19 protein-coding genes are annotated in these 23,937 nt (G+C 65.0%); 6 read left to right on the forward strand and 13 right to left on the reverse strand.

From position 1 onward, the window contains the following. Positions 1 to 21: 21 nt before the first annotated feature. Positions 22 to 969, reverse strand: a complete 948-nt coding sequence (locus PMI15_RS11490; protein ID WP_036838557.1) for a histone deacetylase — start codon at positions 967 to 969, stop codon at positions 22 to 24. A gap of 278 nt (positions 970 to 1,247) precedes the next feature. On the opposite strand from PMI15_RS11490, the gene PMI15_RS11495 reads away from it, so the two are divergent. Beyond that, positions 1,248 to 1,793, forward strand: coding sequence for a phasin family protein (locus PMI15_RS11495; protein ID WP_036838593.1), 546 nt, complete (start codon positions 1,248 to 1,250; stop codon positions 1,791 to 1,793). 170 nt (positions 1,794 to 1,963) lie between these two features. Here PMI15_RS11495 and PMI15_RS11500 read toward each other — a convergent pair whose 3' ends face one another. Beyond that, positions 1,964 to 2,842 carry a patatin-like phospholipase family protein gene (locus PMI15_RS11500; protein WP_007868545.1) on the reverse strand — a complete coding sequence of 293 codons (879 nt, stop codon included), beginning with the start codon at positions 2,840 to 2,842 and terminating at the stop codon, positions 1,964 to 1,966. A gap of 132 nt (positions 2,843 to 2,974) precedes the next feature. Between PMI15_RS11500 and PMI15_RS11505 the strand changes: the two genes are divergently transcribed. Then, positions 2,975 to 4,018, forward strand: a complete 1,044-nt coding sequence (locus PMI15_RS11505; RefSeq protein ID WP_007868547.1) for a Fe(3+) ABC transporter substrate-binding protein — start codon at positions 2,975 to 2,977, stop codon at positions 4,016 to 4,018. A 179-nt stretch (positions 4,019 to 4,197) separates the two neighbouring features. Continuing rightward, positions 4,198 to 4,965, forward strand: a complete 768-nt coding sequence (locus PMI15_RS11510) for a 3-hydroxyacyl-CoA dehydrogenase (RefSeq protein ID WP_007868550.1) — start codon at positions 4,198 to 4,200, stop codon at positions 4,963 to 4,965. 6 nt (positions 4,966 to 4,971) lie between these two features. Here the strand turns inward: PMI15_RS11510 and PMI15_RS11515 are convergent, their stop codons facing one another. Further along, the gene (locus PMI15_RS11515) at positions 4,972 to 5,904 is read right to left on the reverse strand and encodes a LysR family transcriptional regulator (protein ID WP_007868552.1); all 933 of its coding nucleotides are present in this window, start codon (positions 5,902 to 5,904) and stop codon (positions 4,972 to 4,974) included. Between the two features lie 119 nt (positions 5,905 to 6,023). Between PMI15_RS11515 and PMI15_RS11520 the strand changes: the two genes are divergently transcribed. The 3 genes from PMI15_RS11520 to rpoD all read left to right on the forward strand — a co-directional run bounded on the left by PMI15_RS11520 (position 6,024) and on the right by rpoD (position 12,812). Next, a complete protein-coding gene (locus PMI15_RS11520; RefSeq protein ID WP_007868554.1) occupies positions 6,024 to 7,892 on the forward strand; it encodes a gamma-glutamyltransferase family protein in 1,869 nt (622 codons plus the stop codon). Positions 7,893 to 7,960: 68 nt separating this feature from the next. Beyond that, on the forward strand, positions 7,961 to 9,958 hold the full coding sequence (gene dnaG / locus PMI15_RS11525; RefSeq protein WP_007868557.1) for a DNA primase: 1,998 nt from the start codon (positions 7,961 to 7,963) through the stop codon (positions 9,956 to 9,958). A 391-nt stretch (positions 9,959 to 10,349) separates the two neighbouring features. Then, positions 10,350 to 12,812 (forward strand): RNA polymerase sigma factor RpoD, encoded by a 2,463-nt coding sequence (gene rpoD, locus PMI15_RS11530; RefSeq protein WP_007868560.1) that lies wholly within the window; start codon positions 10,350 to 10,352, stop codon positions 12,810 to 12,812. Positions 12,813 to 12,859: 47 nt separating this feature from the next. Here rpoD and PMI15_RS11535 read toward each other — a convergent pair whose 3' ends face one another. The 10 genes from PMI15_RS11535 to PMI15_RS11580 all read right to left on the reverse strand — a co-directional run bounded on the left by PMI15_RS11535 (position 12,860) and on the right by PMI15_RS11580 (position 23,936). Further along, positions 12,860 to 13,759, reverse strand: a complete 900-nt coding sequence (locus tag PMI15_RS11535; protein ID WP_007868563.1) for a dienelactone hydrolase family protein — start codon at positions 13,757 to 13,759, stop codon at positions 12,860 to 12,862. A 47-nt stretch (positions 13,760 to 13,806) separates the two neighbouring features. Further along, positions 13,807 to 14,895, reverse strand: a complete 1,089-nt coding sequence (locus PMI15_RS11540; protein ID WP_007868566.1) for an aldose epimerase family protein — start codon at positions 14,893 to 14,895, stop codon at positions 13,807 to 13,809. Continuing rightward, positions 14,892 to 15,860, reverse strand: coding sequence for a TRAP transporter substrate-binding protein (locus tag PMI15_RS11545; protein WP_007868569.1), 969 nt, complete (start codon positions 15,858 to 15,860; stop codon positions 14,892 to 14,894). Before PMI15_RS11545 ends, PMI15_RS11540 begins: the two co-directional genes overlap by 4 nt. 153 nt (positions 15,861 to 16,013) lie before the next feature. Continuing rightward, positions 16,014 to 16,991 (reverse strand): tripartite tricarboxylate transporter substrate binding protein, encoded by a 978-nt coding sequence (locus PMI15_RS11550; RefSeq protein WP_007868572.1) that lies wholly within the window; start codon positions 16,989 to 16,991, stop codon positions 16,014 to 16,016. Between the two features lie 90 nt (positions 16,992 to 17,081). Beyond that, positions 17,082 to 17,972, reverse strand: a complete 891-nt coding sequence (glxR, locus tag PMI15_RS11555; protein ID WP_007868575.1) for a 2-hydroxy-3-oxopropionate reductase — start codon at positions 17,970 to 17,972, stop codon at positions 17,082 to 17,084. A 44-nt stretch (positions 17,973 to 18,016) separates the two neighbouring features. Continuing rightward, positions 18,017 to 18,799, reverse strand: a complete 783-nt coding sequence (garL, locus tag PMI15_RS11560) for a 2-dehydro-3-deoxyglucarate aldolase (RefSeq protein WP_007868576.1) — start codon at positions 18,797 to 18,799, stop codon at positions 18,017 to 18,019. 69 nt (positions 18,800 to 18,868) lie between these two features. After that, the gene (locus PMI15_RS11565; protein WP_007868577.1) at positions 18,869 to 19,858 is read right to left on the reverse strand and encodes a tripartite tricarboxylate transporter substrate binding protein; all 990 of its coding nucleotides are present in this window, start codon (positions 19,856 to 19,858) and stop codon (positions 18,869 to 18,871) included. Between the two features lie 51 nt (positions 19,859 to 19,909). Further along, positions 19,910 to 21,013, reverse strand: a complete 1,104-nt coding sequence (locus PMI15_RS11570; RefSeq protein WP_007868578.1) for a beta-propeller fold lactonase family protein — start codon at positions 21,011 to 21,013, stop codon at positions 19,910 to 19,912. A 35-nt stretch (positions 21,014 to 21,048) separates the two neighbouring features. After that, positions 21,049 to 22,623: a galactarate dehydratase gene (gene garD, locus PMI15_RS11575; RefSeq protein WP_007868579.1), complete on the reverse strand. Its 1,575-nt coding sequence runs from the start codon at positions 22,621 to 22,623 to the stop codon at positions 21,049 to 21,051. Positions 22,624 to 22,637: 14 nt separating this feature from the next. After that, a complete protein-coding gene (locus PMI15_RS11580; RefSeq protein WP_007868582.1) occupies positions 22,638 to 23,936 on the reverse strand; it encodes a TRAP transporter large permease in 1,299 nt (432 codons plus the stop codon). Between the last annotated feature and the right edge of the window lies 1 nt (position 23,937).

Here is a 23,937-nt window from a genome sequence, read left to right on the forward strand (position 1 = left end):
CCAGGCAATGTAGCAGCAATGCTAGGGATTCCAGCGTGCCCAGTATTCAAGCGCCAGCGTGTAAGTGTTCATCTGCACCTGCACGGTCTCGTCGATATTGATACCGTAGCCGCCCGCCATGGCAAAGGCCAGCGGAATGCGGCGCTGCCAGGCCCAGTCGAAGACGCGCCGGTCGCGCGCTTCGAGGCCGTCGAAGCTCAGCGCCAGGCGGCCCAGGCGGTCGCCCTCGTAAGGGTCGGCGCCGGCCAGGAACAGGATCAAGCCGGGCTCGAAGCGCCGCTCGAGTTCATCGAGCGCATGCTCCAGTGCCTGCAGGTAGGCCGCGTCGCCGCAGCCGTCGGGCAGGTCCACGTCCAGGTCGCTGGCCTCCTTGCGGAAAGGGAAGTTCTTCTGCCCGTGCAGCGACAGCGTGAAGACACTGGGGTCGTTGGCAAAGATGCTGGCCGTGCCGTTGCCCTGGTGCACGTCCAGGTCGATGATGGCGACCTGCAGCGGCTTGCGCCCGTGCCTGCGCTGCCGCGCCCATTCCGCCTGCATCAGCCTGGCAGCCACGGCCGCATCGTTGAACACACAAAATCCGCCGCCCTTGTGCGCATAGGAATGGTGCGTGCCTCCCGCGAGGTTGGCCGCGACGCCCTCCCCCGGCCGGCCCGGCGCACCCATGGCCACGCGGGCCGCCGCGACGGTGGCGCCGGCCGAGCGGCGCGCACGTTCGGCCATGCCCGGGCTCCAGGGAAAGCCGATCTCGCGCTGGGCCGCGGCCGGCAGGGTTCCGTGGCTGATGGCGTCTATGTAGTCCGGCGTATGCACCAGCGCGAGTTCGCCGTCCGTTGCGGCCGGCGCCTGCGCCATGCGCACCTGCGGGCGTTCGCTCACCAGGCGGTCGCGCAGCAAATGGTATTTCGCCATGGGAAAGCGATGACCGGGCGGCAGCGGCAAAACAAAGTTGTCGGCGTAAAAGGCTTGCAAGATGGTGAAGGTATTGCTATTTCGGGGTTGAGGCCATTGTGGTCTTGAGCCGGACACTTAGAAAAATGGGTGCATGCAGGTGATTCGAGTAGTCCTTTTTGGGTACTTTTCAGCGCTGTTTCAGAGCGTTACCTAGGGCTTGACCTCTAAATTGGTGCACCGCAACATAAAATGCTTGCAATGGTGCAGGCAATCCCTATACTTGGGCTTATGTTGCAGTGCAGCAATTCAGCGCAAAGCAACACCATTGCCCTCACCTAAACCTATTTTGGAGATTCATTATGCTGACCGCTGAACAAGTCCTCGCTTCCCACAAAGCCAACATCGAAACCCTGTTTGGCCTGACCCACAAAGCCTTCGAAGGCGTTGAGAAACTGGTCGAACTGAACGTGCAAGCCACCAAGGCCGCCCTGGCTGAAAGCGCCAACCACACGCAAGCCGTGCTGGGCGTGAAAGACGCACAAGAACTGCTGGCCCTGCAAGCCGGCCTGGTCCAGCCCCTGGCTGAAAAGACCGCCGCCTACAGCCGCCACCTCTATGACATCGCTTCGGCCGCCGGCGCTGAACTGGGCAAAACCTTTGAAACCCAGGCTGCCGATGCACAGAAGAAATTCGTCGGCCTGGTCGACAACGCCGCCAAGAACGCACCGGCCGGTTCCGAAACCGCCGTGGCTGTGCTGAAAAGCGCCGTCGCTGCCGCTAACAACGCTTTCGAGTCGGTCCAGAAGGCCGTCAAGCAAGCCAGCGACATCGCTGAAGCCAACTTCAACACGGTGGCAGCTTCCGCCGTGAACGCCACCAAGACCACCGCCAAAAAGCGCTGATCGAAGCGCCTCGCGCGCTACCGTTCATGGAGCCTGTTTCGCGAATCCTGTTTGACTGAACAGGGTTTCAAGCCAGTTGTCTCCTCGGGTCCTTTCCGAAATTCATTTTCACGGACCCCTTAAAGCCCGATCGCAAGATTGGGCTTTTTTTTGGCCTGCGCGCTCTCCATCTATTTCTGCGCCGTGACCGCCGCGGCCTCGAGTTTGGCCTTGAGCTGCGGCAGCGCCGCCAGCATGGCCGCCCGGCCCGCATCGATGGCGCGCTGCCGCGCCGAGAAGTCGGCGCTCTTGAGGCCCGTGAGCGAGGGGCGCACGACGACGTCGGCATCCTTGAGCTCGTACTGGTTGATGCTTTTGCCCATGATGGCAAAGGTCTGCAGCAGGATTTGCAGGGTGTCGCCCGCGGGATTGCCTTCCGGCGGGCTGGAGATGTCGACCGCGACCACGATATCGGCGCCCATTTGCCGCGCAAAACGCACGGGCACCGGCGACACCAGGCCGCCGTCCACATACTCGCGGCCGTTGATCTTGACCGGCAGGAACACAGCCGGCACCGCGCTGGACGCGCGCACCGCCGTGCCGGTGTCGCCGCGCTGGAACAGCACGGCCTGCCCGCTGTTGAGGTCGGTGGCGACGATGCCCAGTGGAATCGCCATGTTCTCCATGGTGCGATTGGCCACCAGGTCGTTGACATAGCGGGCCAGCGCGTCGCCGCGGAACATGCCGCGGCCGAAGATGGGCAGCATCCAGTCGGTGATGGCCACCTCCTCCATATTGAGCGCGGTCTGCTGCAGCTGCGCGCTGGTCTTGCCGCTGGCGTACAGCGCCGCCACCAGGCTGCCGGCCGAGGTGCCGACCACCAGCTGCGGCTTGAGCCCGGCTTCCTCGAGCACCGAAATGACGCCCACATGGGCAAAACCGCGCGCCGCGCCACCGCCCAGCGCCAGCCCTACACGCACCGGCTTTCTGGCGGCTTCGGCCGGCGGCGGCACGGTCGCAACCGGGCCGGACGGCATGACGGCGCAACCGGCCAGCAACAGCATCGCCATGGCCAGGCAGGCACCTGCGGGCCTGCCTGGCGCACGTGAAGGCTTGGCTAACGCAGGGACTCTGCCAAGAATGATTCTTATTTGCTTTATCATGGCGGGGCTTTAAAAATACCTGTAAGGAAGTGGAAAGTTATGTTCAAAAAAGTGCTTCTCTCGTCGCTGCTCTTGCTGGCAGGCCTGGCATCGGCCCAGGAGCAGGTGGTCAACCTGTATTCTGCCCGCCATTACCAGACCGACGAAAAGCTCTATAGCGACTTCACCAAGGCCACCGGCATCAAGGTCAACCGCGTGGACGCCGACGACGCCGGCATCCTGGCACGCCTGAAGGCTGAAGGCGCGGCCTCCCCCGCCGACGTGATTTTGCTGGTCGACGCGGCCCGCCTCTGGAAGGGCGACGCGGACGGCCTGTTCCGGCCCATCAAGTCGCCGGCCCTCGAAGCCGCCATTCCCGCCAAGCTGCGCGCCAAGGAAACCGCTGAAGGCACGACCTGGTTCGGCTTCTCGACCCGCGCCCGCGTGGTGGTATTCGACAAGCTCAAGGTCAAGAAGGCCGATGTCGATACCTATGAAAAACTCGCCGACCCGAAGAACAAGGGCCTGCTGTGCACCCGTTCGGGCGCCCACCCTTACAACCTGTCGCTCTTCGGCGCCGTGACCGAGCATCTGGGCGAAGCCAAGGCCGAGCAGTGGCTCAAGGGCCTGGTGGCCAATATGGCGCGCGACCCCAAGGGCGGCGACAGCGACCAGATCAAGGCCGTGGCCAGCGGCGAATGCGGCATCGCGCTGACCAACACCTACTACCTGGCGCGCATCATGCGTTCCAACGCACCCGATGACAAAGTTGTGGCCGACCGCGTCGGCGTGGTCTTCCCCAACCAGGACAGCTGGGGCACGCATGTGAACATCGCCGGCGCGGCCGTCGCCAAAAACGCCAAGAACACGGCCAACGCCGTCAAGTTCATGGAATACCTGGCCAGCCCAAGCGCGCAGGAATACTTCGCCAACGGCAACAACGAATGGCCCGCCGTGCCGGGCCTGGGCGTCAGCAACCCGGCGCTCAAGGCCATGAGCCCCTCGGGCAACGGCAGCTTCAAGTCCGAGACCATCCCGATCAGCGCCGTGGGCAACAACCAGCTCAAGGTGCAGCAGATGCTGGATCGCGTCGGCTACAAATAAAACACGCCAGCGCCCTTGTTTCGCAAAAGCCCGGCCGCCGAAAGGTGCCGGGCTTTTTTCATGCGCCACTGATGCGCCATAATTGACGTTTACGTTAACGTCATGTCGCCCGGGCTTGTGCACGGGCCCCGGCGTCCACACACTTCTTTTAACCCCTACTCTTTCATTCAAGGAACACCATGGAAATCGCAGGCAAAGTATTTATCGTCACCGGCGGCGCATCGGGCCTGGGTGAAGGCACGGCGCGCATGCTGGTGGCCAATGGCGCCAAGGTCGTCATCGCCGACATGCAGGCCGACAAGGGCGAAGCCATCGCCAAAGAGCTGGGCGCCGACAAGGCCGCCTTCGTCAAATGCGACGTGAGCCAGGAAGCCGACGGCCAGGCCGTGGTGGCCAAGGCGGTTGCCATGGGCAAGCTGATGGGCCTGGTGAACTGCGCCGGCATCGCGCCCGCCGAAAAAACCGTGGGCAAGAACGGCGCGCACGGCCTGGCCCTGTTCAGCAAGGCCATCACCGTCAACCTGGTCGGCAGCTTCAACATGATCCGCCTGGCGGCCGACGCCATGTGCAAAAACGAGCCCGAAGCCACCGGCGAGCGCGGCGTGCTGATTTCCACCGCCTCGGTGGCGGCCTACGACGGCCAGATCGGCCAGGCCGCCTACAGCGCCTCCAAGGGCGGCATCGTCGGCATGACCCTGCCGATTGCCCGCGACCTGGCGCGCAACGGCATCCGCAACATGACGATTGCCCCCGGCATCTTCGGCACGCCCATGCTCTTCGGGATGCCGCAGGAAGTGCAGGACTCGCTGGCCGCCGGCGTTCCCTTCCCCTCGCGCCTGGGCACGCCGCAGGACTACGCGCGCCTGGCCAAACACATCATCGAAAACGACATGCTCAACGGCGAAGTGATTCGCCTGGACGGCGCGATCCGCCTCGCACCACGCTGAGCGGGTTCAGGCCGCGGGCGGATGCAGCGCGGCCAGCCTGTCGGTCAGCAGCGCCGACAGCCTGTCTATCACCTCGTTAACGCGGGCCGGCACATAGCGCCGGCTCGGCACCACCGCATAGAGCGGCGCCGGCTCGCCCAGGTGGCCCTCAAACAGGCGCACCAGCTTGCCGCCGGCCAGCGAGGCCATGAGGTCGATCTCGGACTGGTAGACGATGCCCCGCCCTTCCAGCGCCCACTGGAGCGCGATCGACGCGTCGTTGCAGGCCAGCGGCCCGGCCACGCGCACCTGGAAAGGCGCGCTGGCCTCCCCCTGCAATTCGAACTGCCACTGGTCCTGCCGGCGCTCGCGCACGTGGCAGACCAGGCAGTCGTGCTGCGCGAGCTCGCAGGGCTGCATGGGCGTTCCGCGGCGCGCCAGGTAGTCGGGGCTGGCACAGGCGATGCGACGGGCCGGCGCCAGCAGGCGCGCCGAATGGGTGGAGTCCATCAGCGGTCCGTTGCGCAGCGCCACATCTATGCCTTCGCGCACCAGGTCCACGCGCGCATCGCTGATCTGCAGGTCGATTTCAATGCCGGGATGCAGCGCGGCGAACTCCGCCAGCCAGTAGGCGAGCATCTCGCGCGCCAGCATGGCCGTGGCGGTGATGCGTATGCTGCCCGTGAGGCCGAAGGTGCCGGCGCGCACCTTGGCCTGGCCTTCGGCCACCAGCTCGAGCGCGCGGCGCGCGTGCTCGACCATGACCGCGCCTTCGGCCGTGGGCCGCACCGCGCGCGTGGTGCGCTCGAACAGGCGCACCCCCAGCGAGGTCTCCAGCCGCTTGATGGCCGCGCTGACGGCGGCCGTGGAAAGCCGGCAGCGCTTGCCCGCGCCTGTGAGGCTGCCGGTTTCCGCTGTGGCCAGCAGCACACGCAAGGCATCGAGATTGTCAAATTCCATGGAAGAGTGATTTCTCCGAAACGCCATTGTGGGGCGCGGGGCCGCTGGCTATATTTGCCGGCGGGCCTGCAAGCTACCGCCCCGCGACAAGCCACAACTACGACATTCAAGGATATCCCATGAGACACGCCTTCCCGGCACTGGCGGCCACCGCGCTGCTGGCCGCCTGCGCCAGCAGCCCCTCCTCCTTCACCTACCAGGTCCCGGCCGACGAAGTCGCGCGCGGCGCCAAGTACATGCAGCCCGAAGGTTCTTCGGGCTTCACGCCCAAGCCGGGCTGGGCCACGAAGAAGTTCGCCGTGGCCGCCGCCAACCCGCTGGCCACCGATGCTGGTTACCAGGTGCTCAAGGCCGGCGGCTCGGCCATCGACGCGGCGATTGCCGTGCAAATGGTGCTCACACTGGTGGAGCCTCAATCCAGCGGCATTGGCGGCGGCGCCTTCCTGCTGCATGCCAGCGGCGGCAAGGTCGAGGCCTTTGACGGCCGCGAAACCGCGCCCGCGGCCGCCGATGAAAAGCTCTTTATCGGCGCCGACGGCAAGCCCATGGCTTTTTACGACGGTGTGGTCGGCGGCCGCTCCGTCGGCACGCCCGGCACCGTGCGCATGCTCGAGATGGCCCACAAGCAGTACGGCCGGCTTCCCTGGGCCCAGCTGTTCGCGCCGGCCATCCAGCTGGCCGAAGGCGGCTTCAAGGTCAGCCCACGCCTGAACACCCTGCTCAAGGGCGAGCAGCACCTGAAGAAGGACGCGACGGCCGCCGCCTACTTCTACAAACCCGACGGCAGTCCGGTGAACGTGGGCCAGACCCTGCGCAACCCGGCCCTGGCCGAGGTGCTGCGCCAGATCGCGGCCAAAGGATCGAGCGCGCTGCTCGAGGGCCAGGTCGCCCAGGCCATCGTCGCCAAGGTGCAGGGCCACGCCAGCAACCCCGGCAAACTGGCCTTGGCCGACCTGGCCGGCTACCAGCCCAAAAAGCGCGATCCGATCTGCACCGACTACAGCGCCGCCGGTAAGGCCTACCGCCTGTGCGGCATGCCGCCGCCCAGCTCGGGCGCGATTGCCGTCGGGCAGATCCTCGGCATCCTGAACAACACGCCGGCCAGCACCCTGGGCCTGGTCACCGGCAGCGGCGGCGTTCCCGGCACGGTCGCGCCCACGCCTTCGGCCGACTGGCTGCACCTCTACACCGAGGCGTCGCGCCTGGCCTTCGCCGACCGCGGCCAGTACCTGGGCGACCCCGACTTCGTGCAGCCGCCGGGCGGTAGCTGGATGAGCCTGCTGGCCCCGGCCTACCTGAGCGAGCGTGCCAGGCTGATACAGCCCACCGGCCCCAGCATGAAGACCGCCAAACCCGGCGTGCCCGGTGCGGTCAAAACAGCGTATGCGCCCATGCCCGACCAACCCGAGTACGGCACCTCGCACATCAGCATCATCGACGGCTACGGCAATGCGATCGCCATGACCACGACGATTGAAGACCAGTTCGGCTCGCGCCTGATGACCGACGGCGGCACCGGCAAGGCCGGCGGCTTTTTGCTCAACAACGAGCTCACCGATTTCAGCTTCGCCCCGGCGGACGCCGAAGGCAAGCCCGTGGCCAACCGCGTGCAGCCCGGCAAGCGCCCGCGCTCGTCCATGGCGCCCACGCTGGTGTTCGACAAGAGCTCGGGCCAGCTTGTCATGAGCGGCGGCAGCCCCGGCGGCGCCCTCATCATCCACTTCACGGCCAAGACGCTCTACGGCACGCTGAACTGGGGCCTGAACGCCCAGCAGGCGATAGACCTGCCCAACTTCGGCTCGCTCAACGGCCCCAGCATCCTCGAGGAAAAACGCTTCTCCCCGGCCACCGTCGAGGCGCTGCGCAGCCGCGGCGCCGAGGTGCGCGAGCAAACCATGACCAGCGGCCTGCAGGCCATCCAGAAAACGCCCGAAGGCTTCTTCGGCGGCGCCGACCCGCGGCGCGAGGGGCTGGTACTGGGTGACTAAACCACCCGATACCCCGTGAATTAAAAGGCCCTGCCGTTGCGGGGCCTTGTTGTTTCTACAATCCCCTGATGGCTATTCCGCAATCATTCATCCAGGAGCTGCTCGCGCGCGCCGACGTGGTGGACATCGTGGGCCGCCATGTGCAGCTCAAAAAGGGCGGCGCCAACTTCATGGGCCTGTGCCCTTTCCACGGCGAAAAATCGCCCTCCTTCAGCGTCAGCCCCTCCAAGCAGTTCTACCACTGCTTCGGCTGCGGCAAGAACGGCAATGCCATCAGCTTTTTGATGGAGCACGCCGGCATGACCTTCATCGAGGCCGTCAAGGACCTGGCCCAGCAATACGGCCTGCAGGTTCCCGAGGACGACGTCTCGCCGCAGGACCGCGCCCGCGCCGCGCAGATGCGCGAGCAGCAGGCCACGCTCACCAGCGTGCTCGAAAAAGCCGGCACCGCCTACATCAAGGCCTTGCGCAACTCCGAGCGCGCCATCGACTACTTCAAGGGCCGCGGCGTCTCGGGCGAAATCGCCAAGACCTTCGGCCTGGGCTACGCGCCCGAAGGCTGGCGCAGCCTGGCCAGCGTGTTCCCCGACTACAACGACCCGCTGCTGGTCGAAAGCGGCCTGGTCATCACCGGCGAGCCCGGCGAGGAAAACCAGGCCGGCGAGGCCAAGCGCTATGACCGCTTTCGCGACCGGGTCATGTTCCCCATCCGCAACGTCAAGGGCGAATGCATAGGCTTTGGCGGCCGCGTGCTGGGAGACGAAAAGCCCAAATACCTCAACTCGCCCGAAACCCCGGTCTTCAGCAAGGGGCGCGAGCTCTACGGCCTGTTCGAGGCGCGTACCGCCCTGCGCGAGCACGGCTACGCCCTGGTCACCGAAGGCTACATGGACGTGGTGGCGCTGGCCCAGCTGGGTTTTGCCAATGCGGTGGCCACCCTGGGCACCGCCTGCACCGCCGACCACGTGCAAAAGCTGTTCCGCTTCACCGATTCGGTGGTCTTCAGTTTTGACGGCGACAGCGCCGGCCGCCGCGCCGCGCGCAAGGCGCTGGACGCCGCCCTGCCCTTTGCCACCGACGTGCGCACCGTCAAGTTCCTCTTCCTGCCGGCCGAGCACGACCCCGACAGCTACATCCGCGAACACGGCAAGGAAGGCTTTGCCGCCTACGTCAGCAAGGCCGTGCCGCTGAGCCGCTTCCTGCTCGAAGCCGCCGCCGAGGGCTGTGACCTGGACACCGCCGAGGGCCGCGCCCACATGGCCAGCAATGCCCGCCCGCTGTGGGGCCTGATGCCCGACGGCGCCCTCAAACGCCAGCTGCTGGCCGAGATCGCCGACAAGGTGCTGATCGACAGCCGCGAACTGCTGCAGCTGTGGCAGCCGGCCTCCAGCGGCTACAAGTCCGGCAACAAAAACAGCGGCGGCCCGCGTGGGCAAAGCAAGGGCCACAGGCAAGACGCCGCACCCGCCCCGGTTCACCATGCGGACATGCCCGACCCCGGTGGCTACCCGCCGGACTACCCCGAAGAGCGCGATTACGGCGCGTCCGAGCCTTCCACTTATTACCCGCCCCCGTCGGCACCGGGACGCAGCTTTGGCGAGCGCAGCAGCGGCGCCCGGGCGCCGCGCCGCGTGGCCGGGCGGATACTGCCGGCCAGTCGCGAAGACCGGGTGCTCAGGCTGCTGCTGACCGAGGCCCAGACCTGGGACAGGCTCAGCACCGAAGAACACCATTTGCTGGTCGAGCTGCCCGAGCCCCACGGCCCGCTCTTCGTCTGGCTGGAGAGCCAGTTGCACGAACACGGCCCCCAGCCCTGGGCGGCCCTGCGCGAGGGCCTGCGCGGCCATGCCTATGAAAGGCACGCCACCGCCCAGATCGCGCAGATTCCCGAAGGCATAGAAAGCGACTGGACCGAAGTTCGCAGCATCCTGGACCAGCTGCTGCGCCTGCGCCGCCAGCAGGAGATGAGCGATCTGGCCGCCCGCGCCGCCACCGACCCGGACGCCCGCCAGCGTTACCTGGAGCTGCTTGCCAGCCTCAAAACCCCTGCCGACACGGCCCGCTAGGCTGGTCCGGCAGCCGAAAAATAGCTGTTTTGGCGGGTGAAAAAACGCCCAAAAAACAGGCAACAGGGTATAATCCGATTTTCGACGGCAAGCGCGACAGCAGCACCTCCGGCCCGGCCACCCTGAAACTTCGGGGAACTCACAGATGAGACGGCCACTTCCCACAGGGAATACCGCAAGGACTGCACACCAAATGTTCGCCCAAACAGCTTGCCCGGAAAAATAAACCGAAACGTGCCCCTGGCGCTGCCCGGCCTGTTTTTCCGTCCTCTTGTTCCTGACTCTGAATCCTTGCCACCGTGCCTGTGCTTTGCGCAGGCGCCAAGGCGCATTTTTGTTTACTGGTAGCCGATAGATATTTAGAACAATTTTTCCGACAACTGGAGGTCCCATGCCTACTGCCAAGCCGAAGAAGCCGAGCACGTCCAAGAAGCCGCAAAGCGCGCAGCCCAAAGCCGCCGCCAAGCCCAAAGCCAAGACAGCGCCCAAAGCCGCTGCCCGGCCCGCAAGCAAGCCTCCAGTCAAAGCAGCCGCAAAGCCCGCCGCCAAGAGCGGCAAGGTTGAAAAGCCGGGAAAAACCGCCATATCTGTCAAACCCGGTAAACCCAATGCCCCGGTGAGCAAAGCCCCCCTGAAAACCGCGAAATCCGCGATTTCCGATTTGCCCCTGAAGAAAGCTCCTGCCGTGCCGACCAAGTCCAGCCCCGAATCCAAGCCTCTCGCCGCACCCGCCGATGTGCCCGTGAAAAAGAAACCCGGCCGCCCGCCCAAGAACCCGGCGGCCGACGGCAGCGCGCCTGCCGCCACCGGCGCCAAGCGCGGCCGCAAGCCCAAGAGCGCCACCGCCGCGCCCAAGGACGGCGAAGACCTGGACCTCTCCGACATTGAAGACGACCTGGTCGGCGAACCCGTGGCGGAGACGACCGAGAAGGTCAAACCGCTGCGCATGAAGATCAGCAAGGCGAAGGAACGCGCCCTGATGAAGGAATTCGGCCTGGACGAAACCGTCCTCTCCGAAGAAGACATGCTCAAGCGCCGCCTGCGCCTGAAGACCCTGATCAAGCTCGGCAAAACCCGCGGCTACCTCACGCACGGCGAAATCTCCGACCACCTTCCCGACAAGCTGGTCGACGCCGAAACGCTGGAAGTCGTGGTCAACATGCTCAACGACATGGGCGTGGCCGTGTACGAGCAGGCCCCCGACGCCGAAACCCTGCTGCTGAACAACACCGGCCCCACGGTCGCGACCGAAGAGGAAGCCGAGGAAGAGGCCGAAGCGGCGCTCTCCACCGTCGACAGCGAATTCGGCCGCACCACCGACCCGGTCCGCATGTACATGCGTGAAATGGGCACGGTCGAGCTGCTCACGCGCGAAGGCGAAATCGAGATCGCCAAGCGCATCGAGGGCGGCCTCATGAAGATGATGGAAGCCATCTCGGAAAGCCCCGCCACCATCGCTGAAATCATGCGCCTGGGCGAGGAAATCCGCGAAGGCAAGATCGTCATCTCCACCGTGGTCGACGGCTTCTCCAACCCCAACGAGGCCGACGACTACGTGGCCGAGGAAGACTTCGACGAGTTCGACGAGGAAGACGACGACGACGGCAAGGGCGGCTCCAAGGCCCTGACCAAAAAGCTCGAGGAACTCAAGAAAGAGGCGCTCAGCCGCTTCGACAAAATCGCCGCCCTGTTCGAGAAGGTCCACAAGACCTACGACAAGGAAGGCTACGGCACGCCCACCTATGTGAAGGCGCAAAAAGCCCTGAGCGACGAGCTGATGACCGTGCGCTTCACCGCCAAGACCATCGAAAAGCTCTGCGACATGCTGCGCGGCCAGGTGCTGGACGTGCGCAAGAAAGAGCGCGAGCTGCGCCGCATCATCGTCGAGAAGTGCGGCATGCCCCAGGAAGTCTTCATCAAGGACTTCCCGCCCAACCTGCTGAACCTGAAATGGGTTGAAAAACAGGTCGCCGCCGGAAAGCCCTGGTCGGTGGTGATGGCGCGCAACGTGCCGCCCATCCAGGAACTGCAGACCAAGCTGGCCGAACTGCAGGCCCGCGTGGTGGTGCCGCTGGCCCAGCTCAAGGACATCAACAAGCGCATGAACGAAGGCGAGTCCAACTCGCGCGACGCCAAGAAAGAGATGATCGAGGCCAATTTGCGCCTGGTGATCTCGATCGCCAAGAAGTACACCAACCGCGGCCTGCAGTTCCTCGACTTGATCCAGGAAGGCAACATCGGCCTGATGAAGGCCGTCGACAAGTTCGAATACCGCCGCGGCTACAAGTTCTCGACCTACGCCACCTGGTGGATTCGCCAGGCGATCACGCGCTCCATCGCCGACCAGGCGCGGACCATCCGCATCCCGGTGCACATGATCGAGACCATCAACAAGATGAACCGCCTGTCGCGCCAGCACTTGCAGGAATTCGGCTTCGAGCCGGACGCCAGCATACTGGCCGCCAAGATGGAAATCCCGGAAGACAAGATCCGCAAGATCATGAAGATCGCCAAGGAGCCGATCTCCATGGAAACGCCGATCGGCGACGACGACGATTCGCACCTGGGCGACTTCATCGAAGACAGTGCCAACACCGCGCCGCTGGAAGCCGCAATGCAGGCCGGCCTGCGCGACGTGGTGAAAGACATCCTCGACAGCCTGACGCCGCGCGAAGCCAAGGTGCTGCGCATGCGCTTCGGTATCGAGATGTCCACCGACCACACGCTCGAAGAAGTCGGCAAGCAGTTCGACGTGACGCGCGAGCGCATCCGCCAGATCGAAGCCAAGGCGCTGCGCAAGCTCAAGCACCCTTCTCGTTCGGACAAGCTGCGCAGCTTTATCGATACGCTGTAAGCGCGTCCGACCTCCCGAAAGCCCGGCCCCGCCGGGCTTTTTTACGCCTAAGGCGCCGTCAGCCCCACCTTTCGCACAAAGGCGTCCAGCGGCACCGACCACATCTTGCCGCCGTAGGTCAGCAGCGAATGCCCATCGTGCCCGGCCAGCGGCCCCGTCTGGATGAACTGCGTGTCGCTGCCGCCGGCCTTGAAGGCCTCGTGCCACTCGCGGGGTGCTTCGGGTCCCCAGTACTGGTCGTTCTCGGCGTACAGCCACAAGTTGGGCACCTTGACCAGCTTGCCGAGCTCGCCGTAAGTCTTGCGCAGGTTTTCGGGCCCGCAGCTTTTGGTGGGCGAGTCCGCGGGGTTGCCGCCCGAGCCACCCGCGAAATTGACGGCGCCGATGACACCCGGCAGGTTGAGCGCGGCCACCGACACCGTGGTCATGCCGCCTACCGACTGGCCTTCCAGCAACAGCCTGTCCTTGCGCACCCAGGGTTGCTGCAGCGCCCACTGGTGCAGCGCGACCACCGTTTTGCCGGCCTGGCTGGCCACGCGCGTGAAGTCGGGGTCGCCGCTGCAGACCTTGCCGCTCCAGCGGGCACCTGAGTCTTCGCGGTCCACCCCGCCGGTGTCGCCGTAGCCGGGCCTGACCGGGGCCACCACGGCCACCCCTTTGCGAAGCCAGTAGTTTGCGTGCCCGACCAGCACCGGGTACTCAAGCCTGGCCCTATCGACGCGCGAGGGGGCCCGCCCATGGGAAAAAATCACCAACGGAAACGGGCCTTCGCCCTCGGGCTTGTAGACGTGGGTGACAACATCAAGCTGTTTGTTGTCGATGAGCAGCGGCAGCTTGACGATCTGCGGTGGCACACGCTCGGGCGGCTGCTGCGCCCAGGCAGACCCGGCGGCGAACTGCGCCGCCCACACCAAACCAATCACCCATCCCTGTTTCAACCAGCGCATGCCCGGCTCCTTGTTGTTGCCGGAACATTCTGACACGCGGGGCTTGTTTATGCAGTACTGAAGCGGTACAGCGTGCGGCCCTGGCGCGCCTGCCCCGGCAGGTGCAGGGCCGAAGGAAAGGCCGCAATATTGGGCGCGTTCGGGTAGCCCTGCGGCTCAAAGCACAGGCTTTGCTGCTGCACATAGCGCCTGCCGCCCTTGCCCGGCCCACCGGCCAGGGGCTCGCCGGCCAGCATGCCGGTGTAAAACTGCATGGTGGGCTCGCTCGACCAGACCTCCATCACGCGGCCGCTGGCAGGCGCGCTCACACGCGCGCAAAGCGCCAGTTCACCGGCCGCGGCCGCGTTACGGTCTATCGCAAAGCAGTCGTCGTAGCCGGCGACCCCGCCCGCGGCTTGCGGTTTGCCCACGCGCGTATCGAGCGACGTGGGCTGGCGCAGGTCAAACGGCGTGCCCTCCACCGACAGCAGCTTGCCCGTGGCGATCAATTCGGGGCTCATCTCGAAATAGCGGCTCGCGCGGATCATCACTTCATGCCCCAGCGCGCTGGCGCTGTTCACGCTTTCGAGGTTAAAAAAAGCATGGGTGGTGAAGTTGGCCATGGTGGGCGCATCCAGCGCCACGGCCTCGTAATCGAGTGCCAGCTCGTTCGCCTCCGTCACGCGGTACAGCAGGCGCAAGGCCAGCGTACCGGGAAAACCTTCCTCGCCGTCGGAAAACACATAACGCATCTCCACGCTGGAGGCGTCGTGCTGCACCGCATCGAAGACCTGGAAGCGCGAACCCCGCAGCCCACCATGCAGGCAGTGCGGGCCGTTGTTGGCCGCCAGCTGGTGCTCCGTGCCGCCCAGCGTGAAGCGCGCGTTTTCTATGCGCCCCGCATAGCGCCCGACAAAAGCGCCCACGGAGGGCGCGCCGCCCACCACGCCTTCAATGCTGTCGTAACCCAGCACCACGTCGTCCCAGCGGCCTTCGCGGTCCGGCACCAGTACCTGCTCTATCTTGGCGCCGTAGTTGGTCACGCAGACCACCATGCCGCGCTGGTTGCGCAAGGTGAACAGCCTGACGGGCTTGCCGTCGATATCGCGCAAGAAGCGCGCGGGATCAAGCAACTGGGGGAGGTCCGGGCTGCTCATTTCGCAATAATCGTCAGCAGTTCTTCGCGCGTGGTCGGGTCGGCCATGTATTTGCCGTACAGCGGCCCCATGCGCCTGACCATGGGCGATGCGTCCCTGACCTTGACGAACTGCGAGCCCTGCTTGGTCGTGGCCTCCAGGGCCGCGGCGACGCGCTTGTTCCACAGTTCACGCATCAGGATCGCGGATTTGGCGCCGGCCTCGGCGAAGGCGGCCTTGTCTTCCTTGCTGAGCTTGTCCCAGAGTTTGGTCGACACCACCAGCGCCTCGGGCGAGATCACGTGGTTGGTCACATAGACGTTTTTGGCCACCTTGTAATGCCCCGTGGACTCATAGGAAGGCAGGTTGTTCTCGGCGCAATCGACCTTGCTCTGCTCCAGGGCGCCGAGCACTTCCTTGAAGGGCAGGGCTACCGGCTTGGCTTCCATGAGCTTGACCATCTCGATGTAGACCTCGGACTGCTGCACGCGGATATTCATGCCGGCCAGGTCGCGCAGGTTGTTGACGGGCTTGACGCAGTAAAACGAACGGCCGCCGCCGTCGTACCAGCCCAGCACCACAAAGCCGGCGGCTTTCAGGTTGGCGGAAAAGCGCTCGCCCAGCTTGCCGTCCAGGTGGCGGAACATATGGGCCGAATCGGTGAACAGGAAGGGCAGGTTCAGCACCTTGATGCCCGGTACCGCGTCCGACAAGGGGCCCGAGCTGAACTCGGCCACGTCGATCTCTCCGCTCTTGAGCATCTGCACCGCCTTGGGCTGGTCGCCGAGCGTGCCGCTGTTGAAAAGCTCAATGTTGTAGCGTCCGCCGGTGCTCTTGGCGACCTGCTCCACAAAGCTCTTCATGGCTTCGGAGACCGGGTAGCCGTCGGGGTGGATGTTCCAGGCCCTCAGCTTGGCCTGGGCCATCGCGGCGCTCGCGCACAGCGCGAAGGAGAGGCATAAGAGCCCCTTGAAAGATGTACGCATTTTTTGTCTCCTGGATGTGGGGCTCTACGGCTGCCTCTGGCGGGCGGTCTCGTGTGTTTTCGGTGGTCAATCCCTGAGAGGATGTTCGCACGGATGATTCGCCCTCACCCAAAGATATCGGGCGATATCACCACTAAGTCACGCATGCCGTTTTCAGTCCAGCTTGATGTTGGCGTCCGACACAACCTTGGCCCAGCGGCTGCGTTCCTGGTTGAAGAAGCTGTCCTGCTGCGCCGGCGTCATGGTCACGACTTCCGCGCCCTGCCCCGCGAGCTTGGCGCGTATGTCGGGGCTGCGGATGATCTTGATGAGCTCGGTGTTCAGGCGGTTGATGATGGCCGGCGGCGTGCCGTTGGCCACCAGCAGGCCTTGCCAGGTGCCGGATTCGAAGTTGGCCAGGCCTTGCTCGGCCAGCGTCGGCACATTGCCGATCAGCGGCATGCGCGTGCTCTTGGAAACGCCGAGGATCTTGAGCTTGCCGCTTTGCACATGCGGCAAGGTGGCCAGCATGCCGTTCATCAATATCTGCGTTTGCCCGGCAATGGTGTCGCTGACGGCCTGGGAGCCGCCCTTGTAGGGGATGTACTGCCACTTGGCCTTGCTGGCCCGCTCAACGGCCACGCCGGCCAGGTGCGGCGCGCTGCCCATGGCCGTCACCGCGAAGTTCAGGTCGGTCTTGTGCGACAGGGCTACCAGTTCCTTGAGGTTGCTCACGGGCACCGAAGGATGGACCACCAGCAGGTGCGGCGAATACGCCAGCATGGTGACGCCGCGCAGGTCCTTGGTCGGATCAAAGCCCAGCTTGGGGTAGACCGAGGGGCTGATGGCCAGCGCGCCGGTGTCGCACAGCAGCAGCGTGTAGCCGTCGGGCGCTGACTTGGCCACGATGTCGGCGCCCAGGTTGCCGTTGGCGCCGGCCTTGTTGTCCACGATGACCGACTGCTTGAGTGCCTCGGACAGCGGCTGCGAAATGGCGCGCGCGATGATGTCCGAAGAGCCACCCGGCGGATAAGGCACCACCAGGCGTATCGGTTTGGACGGCCATCCGGCCTGGGCATTTGCGGTGCCGCTCGCGGCACCCACGCCCACGGCCAGTGAAGCCGCAATAAGTTCTCGTCGATTGATAGCCATATCTGTCTCCTGAATGTTCGAAAAACGGGGGTACCCCTCCGCCGCGCCGGGAGCCTCTTTCGGGCTCCTCGCACGCGCCTGTCTGGTCTGTTATGCCGACTTCGCGACTTCGTGGTTGCCCAGCAATTCCAGCGCCCGCACCAATGCGGAATGGTCCAGGTCCTGCATGCCGTTGGCGGCGCAGGCCTGCATCAACTGGGCGGCGCCCGCGGTTTGCGGCAGGGCCAGGCCCAGGGTGCGCGCACCGCTGAGCGCCAGGTTCAAGTCCTTCTGGTGCAGGCCGATGCGGAAACCCGGCGCGAAGGTGCGCTTGATCATGCGCTCGCCGTGCACTTCCAGAATGCGCGACGAGGCAAAACCGCCCATCAGCGCCTGGCGCACCTTGGCCGGATCGGCACCGGCCTTGCTGGCGAACAGCAGGGCTTCGCCGACGGCCGCGATGTTCAGCGCCACGATGATCTGGTTGGCCACCTTGCAGGTCTGGCCGTCGCCGTTGCCGCCCACCAGCGTGATGTTCTTGCCCATCAGCTCGAACAGCGGCTTGACGAGGTCGAAGGCCGCCTGCGGGCCGCCCACCATGATGGTGAGGCTGGCCGCCTTGGCGCCGACTTCGCCGCCCGACACCGGGGCATCCAGGTAATCACAGCCCAGGGCGTTGATCTTCCTGGCGAATTCCTTGGTGTCCATCGGCGAGACGGAGCTCATGTCGACAATCGTCTTGCCCTTGGTCAGCGTCGCGGCCACGCCGCCTTCGCCGAACAGCACCTTGGCCACGTCGGGCGTGTCGGGCAGCATCAGGAAGATGATGTCCGCCTGCTTGACGACGTCGGCGATGGAGTCGCAGGCCTTGCCCTTGCCGGTCAACAGTTCCGCGGGCACCTTGCCCCGCGTGTTCAGGAAAACCTCGTGCCCCGCCGCGATCAGGTGCGCCGCCATAGGGCTGCCCATGATGCCCAGGCCGATAAATCCAAGCTTGCTCATTCAAATACTCCAGTCAAAAATTCAGTCGGAAAAACACTGCCCCCTCAGGCGCGATAACGGTCGTGCAAGGCCTGCGTGGCGGAGCGGAACACGCCGAGGTCGCTGCCCACGGCCACAAAGGTGGCGCCCATCTCCATGTAGCGCCGCGCGTCGGCTTCCACCGGCGCGAGGATGCCCGTGGGCTTGCCGCAGGCCTTGGCGTCGGCGAACACGCCGGCGATGGCTTTCTGCACATCGGGGTGGCCCGCGTTGCCCAGGTGGCCCAGGCCGGCGGCCAGGTCGGAGGGGCCGACAAAAATGCAGTCCACGCCCTCTGTTTCGGCAATCGCGCGCGCGGCCGCGACACCGGCGCTGCTTTCAATCTGCACCGCGACGCAGATCTGGTCGTTGATGCCCTTGAAGTAGTCGGGCACGGTGCCGTAGCGGTTGCTGCGCTGCGACACCGAAACGCCGCGTATGCCCTGGGGCGGATAGCGTGTGGCGGCGACAGCCTGCCGCGCTTCATCGGCGCTTTCAATGAAGGGCACGAGGAAGTTGTAAAACCCCGCGTCGAGCAGACGCTTGATTTCCACCGAGTTGTTGGACGTGGGGCGCACAAAGGGCGCGCTCGGGCTGTCCTTGAGCGCCATCAGCTGGGGAATGAAGGTGCCCACGTCGTTGGGCGAATGTTCGCCGTCCAGCAGGATCCAGTCGAAACCGGCCACGCCCAGCACCTCGGTGGTGATGGCGTTGGCCAGCGAGGACCAGCAGCCAATCAGTTTTTTGCCGGCCAGCAGGTCTCGCTTGAAGCTGTTGGGAAAGGATTGGTAGGGAGTTGCTTGTGTCATGGTGGTTTGCTTCTACGATGTCTGTTGGTTCGGTTTGCGGGCAGCTTGCGGGCAAGCGCCGGGCAAGCTTTATTCGGCCTTGATGTTCGCGGCCTTGATGACCTGTGCCCACTTGGCCACTTCCGCGCGCTGGAAGGCGGCGATCTGGGCCGTCGTCATGTTGGCCGGCTCCATGCCGAAGCCCTTGAGTTTTCCCTGCATCTCGGGCTCCGCCAGGATGCGACCGATTTCCTTGTGCAGGCGATCGACCATGAGAGCGGGCGTTCCCGCCGGCGCAAAAATCGCCTGCCAGGACAGCACTTCAAAATTGGCCAGGCCCGGCAGGCCGGATTCGGCCACCGTCGGCACGTCCGGCATGGACGCCAGCCGGCTGGCGGACGTCACCGCGATCGCCCGCAGCTTGCCGCTTTGCACGTGCGGCGCCGCCACGACGCTGGTGTCAAACATCATGTCAACCTGCCCACCAATCACGTCCTGGATGGCGGGGCCGCTGCCCTTGTAGGGCACGTGCGTGAACTTCACGCCGGAGCGAAAGGCCAGCAACTCCAGCGAAAGGTGTTGCGAGGTGCCGGTGCCGGCCGAGGCGGACGACAGGCCGCCGCTTTTGCCCTTGCTGGCTTCGAGCACGTCCTTCAGGGTTTTGTAGGGGCTGGCCTGGTTGACCACCAGCACCAGCGGGTTGGTGCCTATCAGCGTGACGGGCGCAAAGGACTTGATGGGGTCGTAGCCGATCTTGGGATACAGGCTGACGTTGATCGCATGCGAGCTGACCGTACCGCCCACCAGCGTATAGCCGTCCGGTGCGGCGCGCGAGCCGACTTCCGAACCGACGCTGCCACCCGCGCCGGGCTTGTTGTCGATGATGATGGTGGTGCCCAGCGCGGTGCCCAGCTTCTGCCCGATCAGCCGGCCCAGCACATCGGTGGTGCCGCCCGCGGCAAAGGGCACCAGGTAGGTGATGGGCTTGCCGGTCGGCCAGTTGCCCTGAGCGAATGCAGTCAGCGTTGAAAGGCCGGCCATGGTGGCCAGCGCGGTATTGATCAGGGTACGGCGTTGCATGAGGGTGTCTCCTTGAGGTGTATCGGGTGAGTGGATGGGCTGTTCGGCCTCTCAGGGCATCTCGACGATTTCAATCCAGTTCGGGTTCTTGCCGACGGGCAGACGCTTGGGCGCGCCCAGAGCGCCGGTCGCGCCGTCAATGGCGTACACGGACACGCTGTGCGAATCCTGGCCCGCCGCGATCAGGTAGCGTCCCTGCGCATCGATGGCGAAACCACGCGGGGTTTTTTCGGTGGGCGTCTGGCCTATGGGCTCCAGCAGGCCGGTGGCGGCGTCGACGCGGAAGGCCGACAGCGTGCTGGAGGTGCGCTCCGATGCATAAAGGTAGCGGCCGTCGGGCGTGAGGTGCAGGTCGGCGGCCCAGGGCTTGCCAGCGAATCCGGCCGGCAGCGTGGTGCGGGTCTGCAGCAGCTTGAGCGTGCCGCGCGCACCGTCCCAGGCGAACACCTGGAGTTGCGCGTCCAGCTCATTGAGCAGGTAGGCAAAGCGCTGCGCCTTGTCCCAGACAAAATGGCGCGGGCCGGATTTCGCGGCGCCGGTGGTCAACGCCGGGTCGTTGGGCGAGAGTACGCCGGTGGCGGCATCAAAGCGCCAGCTCGAGACGTTGTCGTTGCCCAGGCTGGTGGCCAGCACAAAGCGGTTGGCCGAGTCCGCATGAACGGCGTGTGCATTCGCGATCCCGGGAATCAGTTGCTGGATGGCGCCGACCTTGCCTTCCTTGTCGATGCCATTGACGGTGATCTTGTGGCCGGGATAGGACGCCGCGAAGAGCCAACGGCCCGTCAGGTCGGTATCGATGTTGGCCATGCTGTCGGCCAGGGGCGCCTCACCCAGCTTGCGCAGCTTGCCGGTGGCGCCGTCAATGGCGAAGCTCACGGCACGGAAAGGCTGCGAGCGCAGCGCCGCATACAGAAAGCGTTTGTCCGGGCTCACGGCCATGGGCATCACGGTGCCGCCCACGTTCACGGTCTCCACCGGCTTGAGCGCGCCCTGGGCGCGGTCCAGCTCGAGCACAGAGATCTCCTGGCTGTCAGCGTTTGAAACATACACCCAGGTGGCGGCGCAGGCCCCGCCGGCAAGGGCCGCGAGCCCGGCCGTCGCCGTCAGCTGCAAGGCCAGGCGTAGCGCGCGAAAGCTCGATGGAACGATGGTCATGGTCTGTCTCCTTCTGTTTGTGTTGTGTATGCGGCTCAGGTCACAGGGGCCGGGTTGAACAGCACCAGCGCGTTGTGCAGCTTCCAGTGCTCGGCCCAGGTTTTCTTGCGTCCGCTGGCCACGTCCAGCATGAAGCGGAACAGTTCCCAGCCGACCTCTTCAATCGTGGCGTCGCCGTCGGCGATGCGCCCGGCGTTGATGTCCATCAGGTCGTGCCAGCGCCGCGCCAGGTCGGTGCGGGTGGCCACCTTGATCACCGGCACTTCGGCCAGGCCGTAGGGTGTGCCGCGGCCGGTGGTGAACACATGGATGTTGATGCCGGCGGCCAGTTGCAGCGTGCCGCAGATAAAGTCGCTGGCGGGCGTCGCGGCGTAGATCAGGCCTTTTTGTTTGACCTTCTCGCCGGGCGAGAGCACGCCGCTGATGGGCGCGCTGCCCGACTTGACGATGGAGCCCATGGCCTTTTCAACAATGTTGGAAAGGCCGCCTTTTTTGTTGCCCGGCGTGGTGTTGGCGCTGCGGTCCACCTGCCCTTTTTTGAGGTAGGCGTCGTACCAGGCCATTTCACGGATCATGGCCTCGGCTACTTCCGGCGTGCTGGCCCGCGAGGTCAGCTGGTCTATGCCATCGCGCACTTCGGTGGTCTCGGAGAACATCACGGTCGCGCCGGCACGCACCAGCAGGTCGGTGGCAAAGCCCACCGCCGGATTCGCCGTCACCCCGGAAAACGCGTCGCTGCCGCCGCACTGCACGCCCACCACCAGTTCGCTGGCGGGCACCGTCTCGCGCTTACGCGCATTGAGCCGCTCCAGGTGCAGCAAGGCGGTTTCCATGATCGAATCAATCATGGACATAAAGCCGACGTGGTTCTCGGACTGCAGGCAGACCACGTCCAGGGCGGCTTCGGCGCTGGTGCCCACGTCGGCCACATTGCGCTCGTCAATGATTTGTATGCTGCCCGGCGGCAGCAGGCGCTCGGGCTGCAGTTTTTCACAGCCCAGGCTCACCACCATGACCTCGCCGCCGAAGTTGGGGTTCAGGCTGATGTTGCGCAGGGTGCGTATCGGGATGATGGCGTCGGGCGCGTCAATCGCCACGCCGCAACCGTAGGTATGCTCCAGCCCCACCACGTCGTCGACATTGGGAAAACGCGGCAGCAGCTCGGCCTTGATGCGCTGGACCGCGAAGTCCACCACGCCGGCCACGCACTGCACCGTGGTGGTGACGGCCAGGATGTTGCGGCTGCCGACCGAGCCGTCCGGGTTGCGGAAGCCCTCGAAGGTATAGCCTTCCAGCGCCGGCAGCGGCTCGGGCCGCACCGTGGCCTTGGGCAGGTTGTCCAGCGTGCGCGCATCGGGCATCTCCAGCAGGCGCTCATGCACCCAGCTGCCGGCCGGGATGTCTTTGAGCGCGTAGCCTATGGGCACGTTGTAGCGCAGCACCGCCGCGCCCTTGGGCAGGTCCACCAGCGCCACCTTGTGGCCCTGGGGCACACGCTCCACCAGCCGCAAACCATCGGCGAAAGCGGTACCCTCGGGCAGGCCACCGTCGTTGGCGACGATCGCGACGTTGTCGCGAGGATGCATGCGGATGTGAAGCGGTGCGGCCATGGCGTGCGATTTCCTTATTTACCGACCGTCATGTAGAGGCTGGGCAGCCACATGGAGAAAGCCGGAATGAACGTGACCAGCGCCAGCGCGAAAATCAGCGCGCCGTAGAAAGGCCAGATGGTGCGCATCACCGTACCCACGGACACCCCGCCTATGGCACAACCCACGAACTGGGTGGTACCCACAGGCGGCGTGTTCAGGCCCAGCGCGCAATTGATCAGCAACACGATGCCGAACTGCACCGAACTCATGCCGTAGTGCTGGGCAATCGGCAGGAAGATCGGCGTGCACAGCAGGATGGTGGCCGCCATGTCCAGGAAGGTGCCCAGCACGAACAGGATGATGTTGATGAGCAGGAAGATCACCCACGGCGTGGTGGTGACCTGCGACAGCATTTGCCCCGTCAATTCCGCGACGCCGTAAAGGCTGATGAGGTAGCCGAAGGTGCTGGAAATGCCGATCAGCAGCAGGATGACGCCGGTCGTCTTGACGGCCTTGGAAGCGGCCTTGATGAAGTGCTCCCACTTGAGCGTGCGGTAGACGAAGATGGTCAGGGCCAGCGCATACAGGACAGCCACGGCGGCGGATTCGGTGGCGGTGAAGATGCCCGAAAGAATGCCGCCGAGAATCAGCACCACAATCATCAGGCCCGGCAGCGCCGCGGCGAGCGAACGCGCCACAATCGCCCATCCCGGGAAACTGCCGGCCGGATAACCGCGTTTCACGGCGACCAGGTAGGCCGCCGCCAGGTTGCAGATGGTCAGGATGGCGGCAGGCAGCAGCGCCGCCAGGATCAGCGCGGCAATCGAAACCTTGCCGCCGGCAGCCAGCGAATAAATGATCAGGTTGTGGCTGGTCGGCATCAGGGCGCCCACCAGCGCGGCATGCGTCGTCACATTGACGGCGTAGTCGGCGTGGTAGCCCTCTTTCTTCATCATCGGGATCATCACCGCGCCCATGGCCGACACGTCCGCCACGGGAGAGCCGGAAACGCCCCCAAACAAGGTGCAGGCCACCACATTGGACATGCCCAGGCCGCCGCGCACATGGCCGACCAGGTTGCGGGCCAGGTTCACGATGCGGTCGGCGATACCGCCGTAAAGCATGAGCTCACCGGCGAAGATGAAAAACGGAATCGCGAGAAAGGAAAAAATCCCCATGCCCGAGGTCATCTGCTGGAAACCGACCGCAAGCGGCAGGCCTTCATAGAGCAGCGTGGCCAGTGCGGACAGGCCGATGGAAAACGCCACCGGCACGCCGAGCAGCAGGAACAGCGTGAAGGAAATACAAAGGATCAACAATGGGATAGTCATG

This window comes from Polaromonas sp. CF318 (genome assembly GCF_000282655.1).
GTDB lineage: Bacteria > Pseudomonadota > Gammaproteobacteria > Burkholderiales > Burkholderiaceae_C > Polaromonas.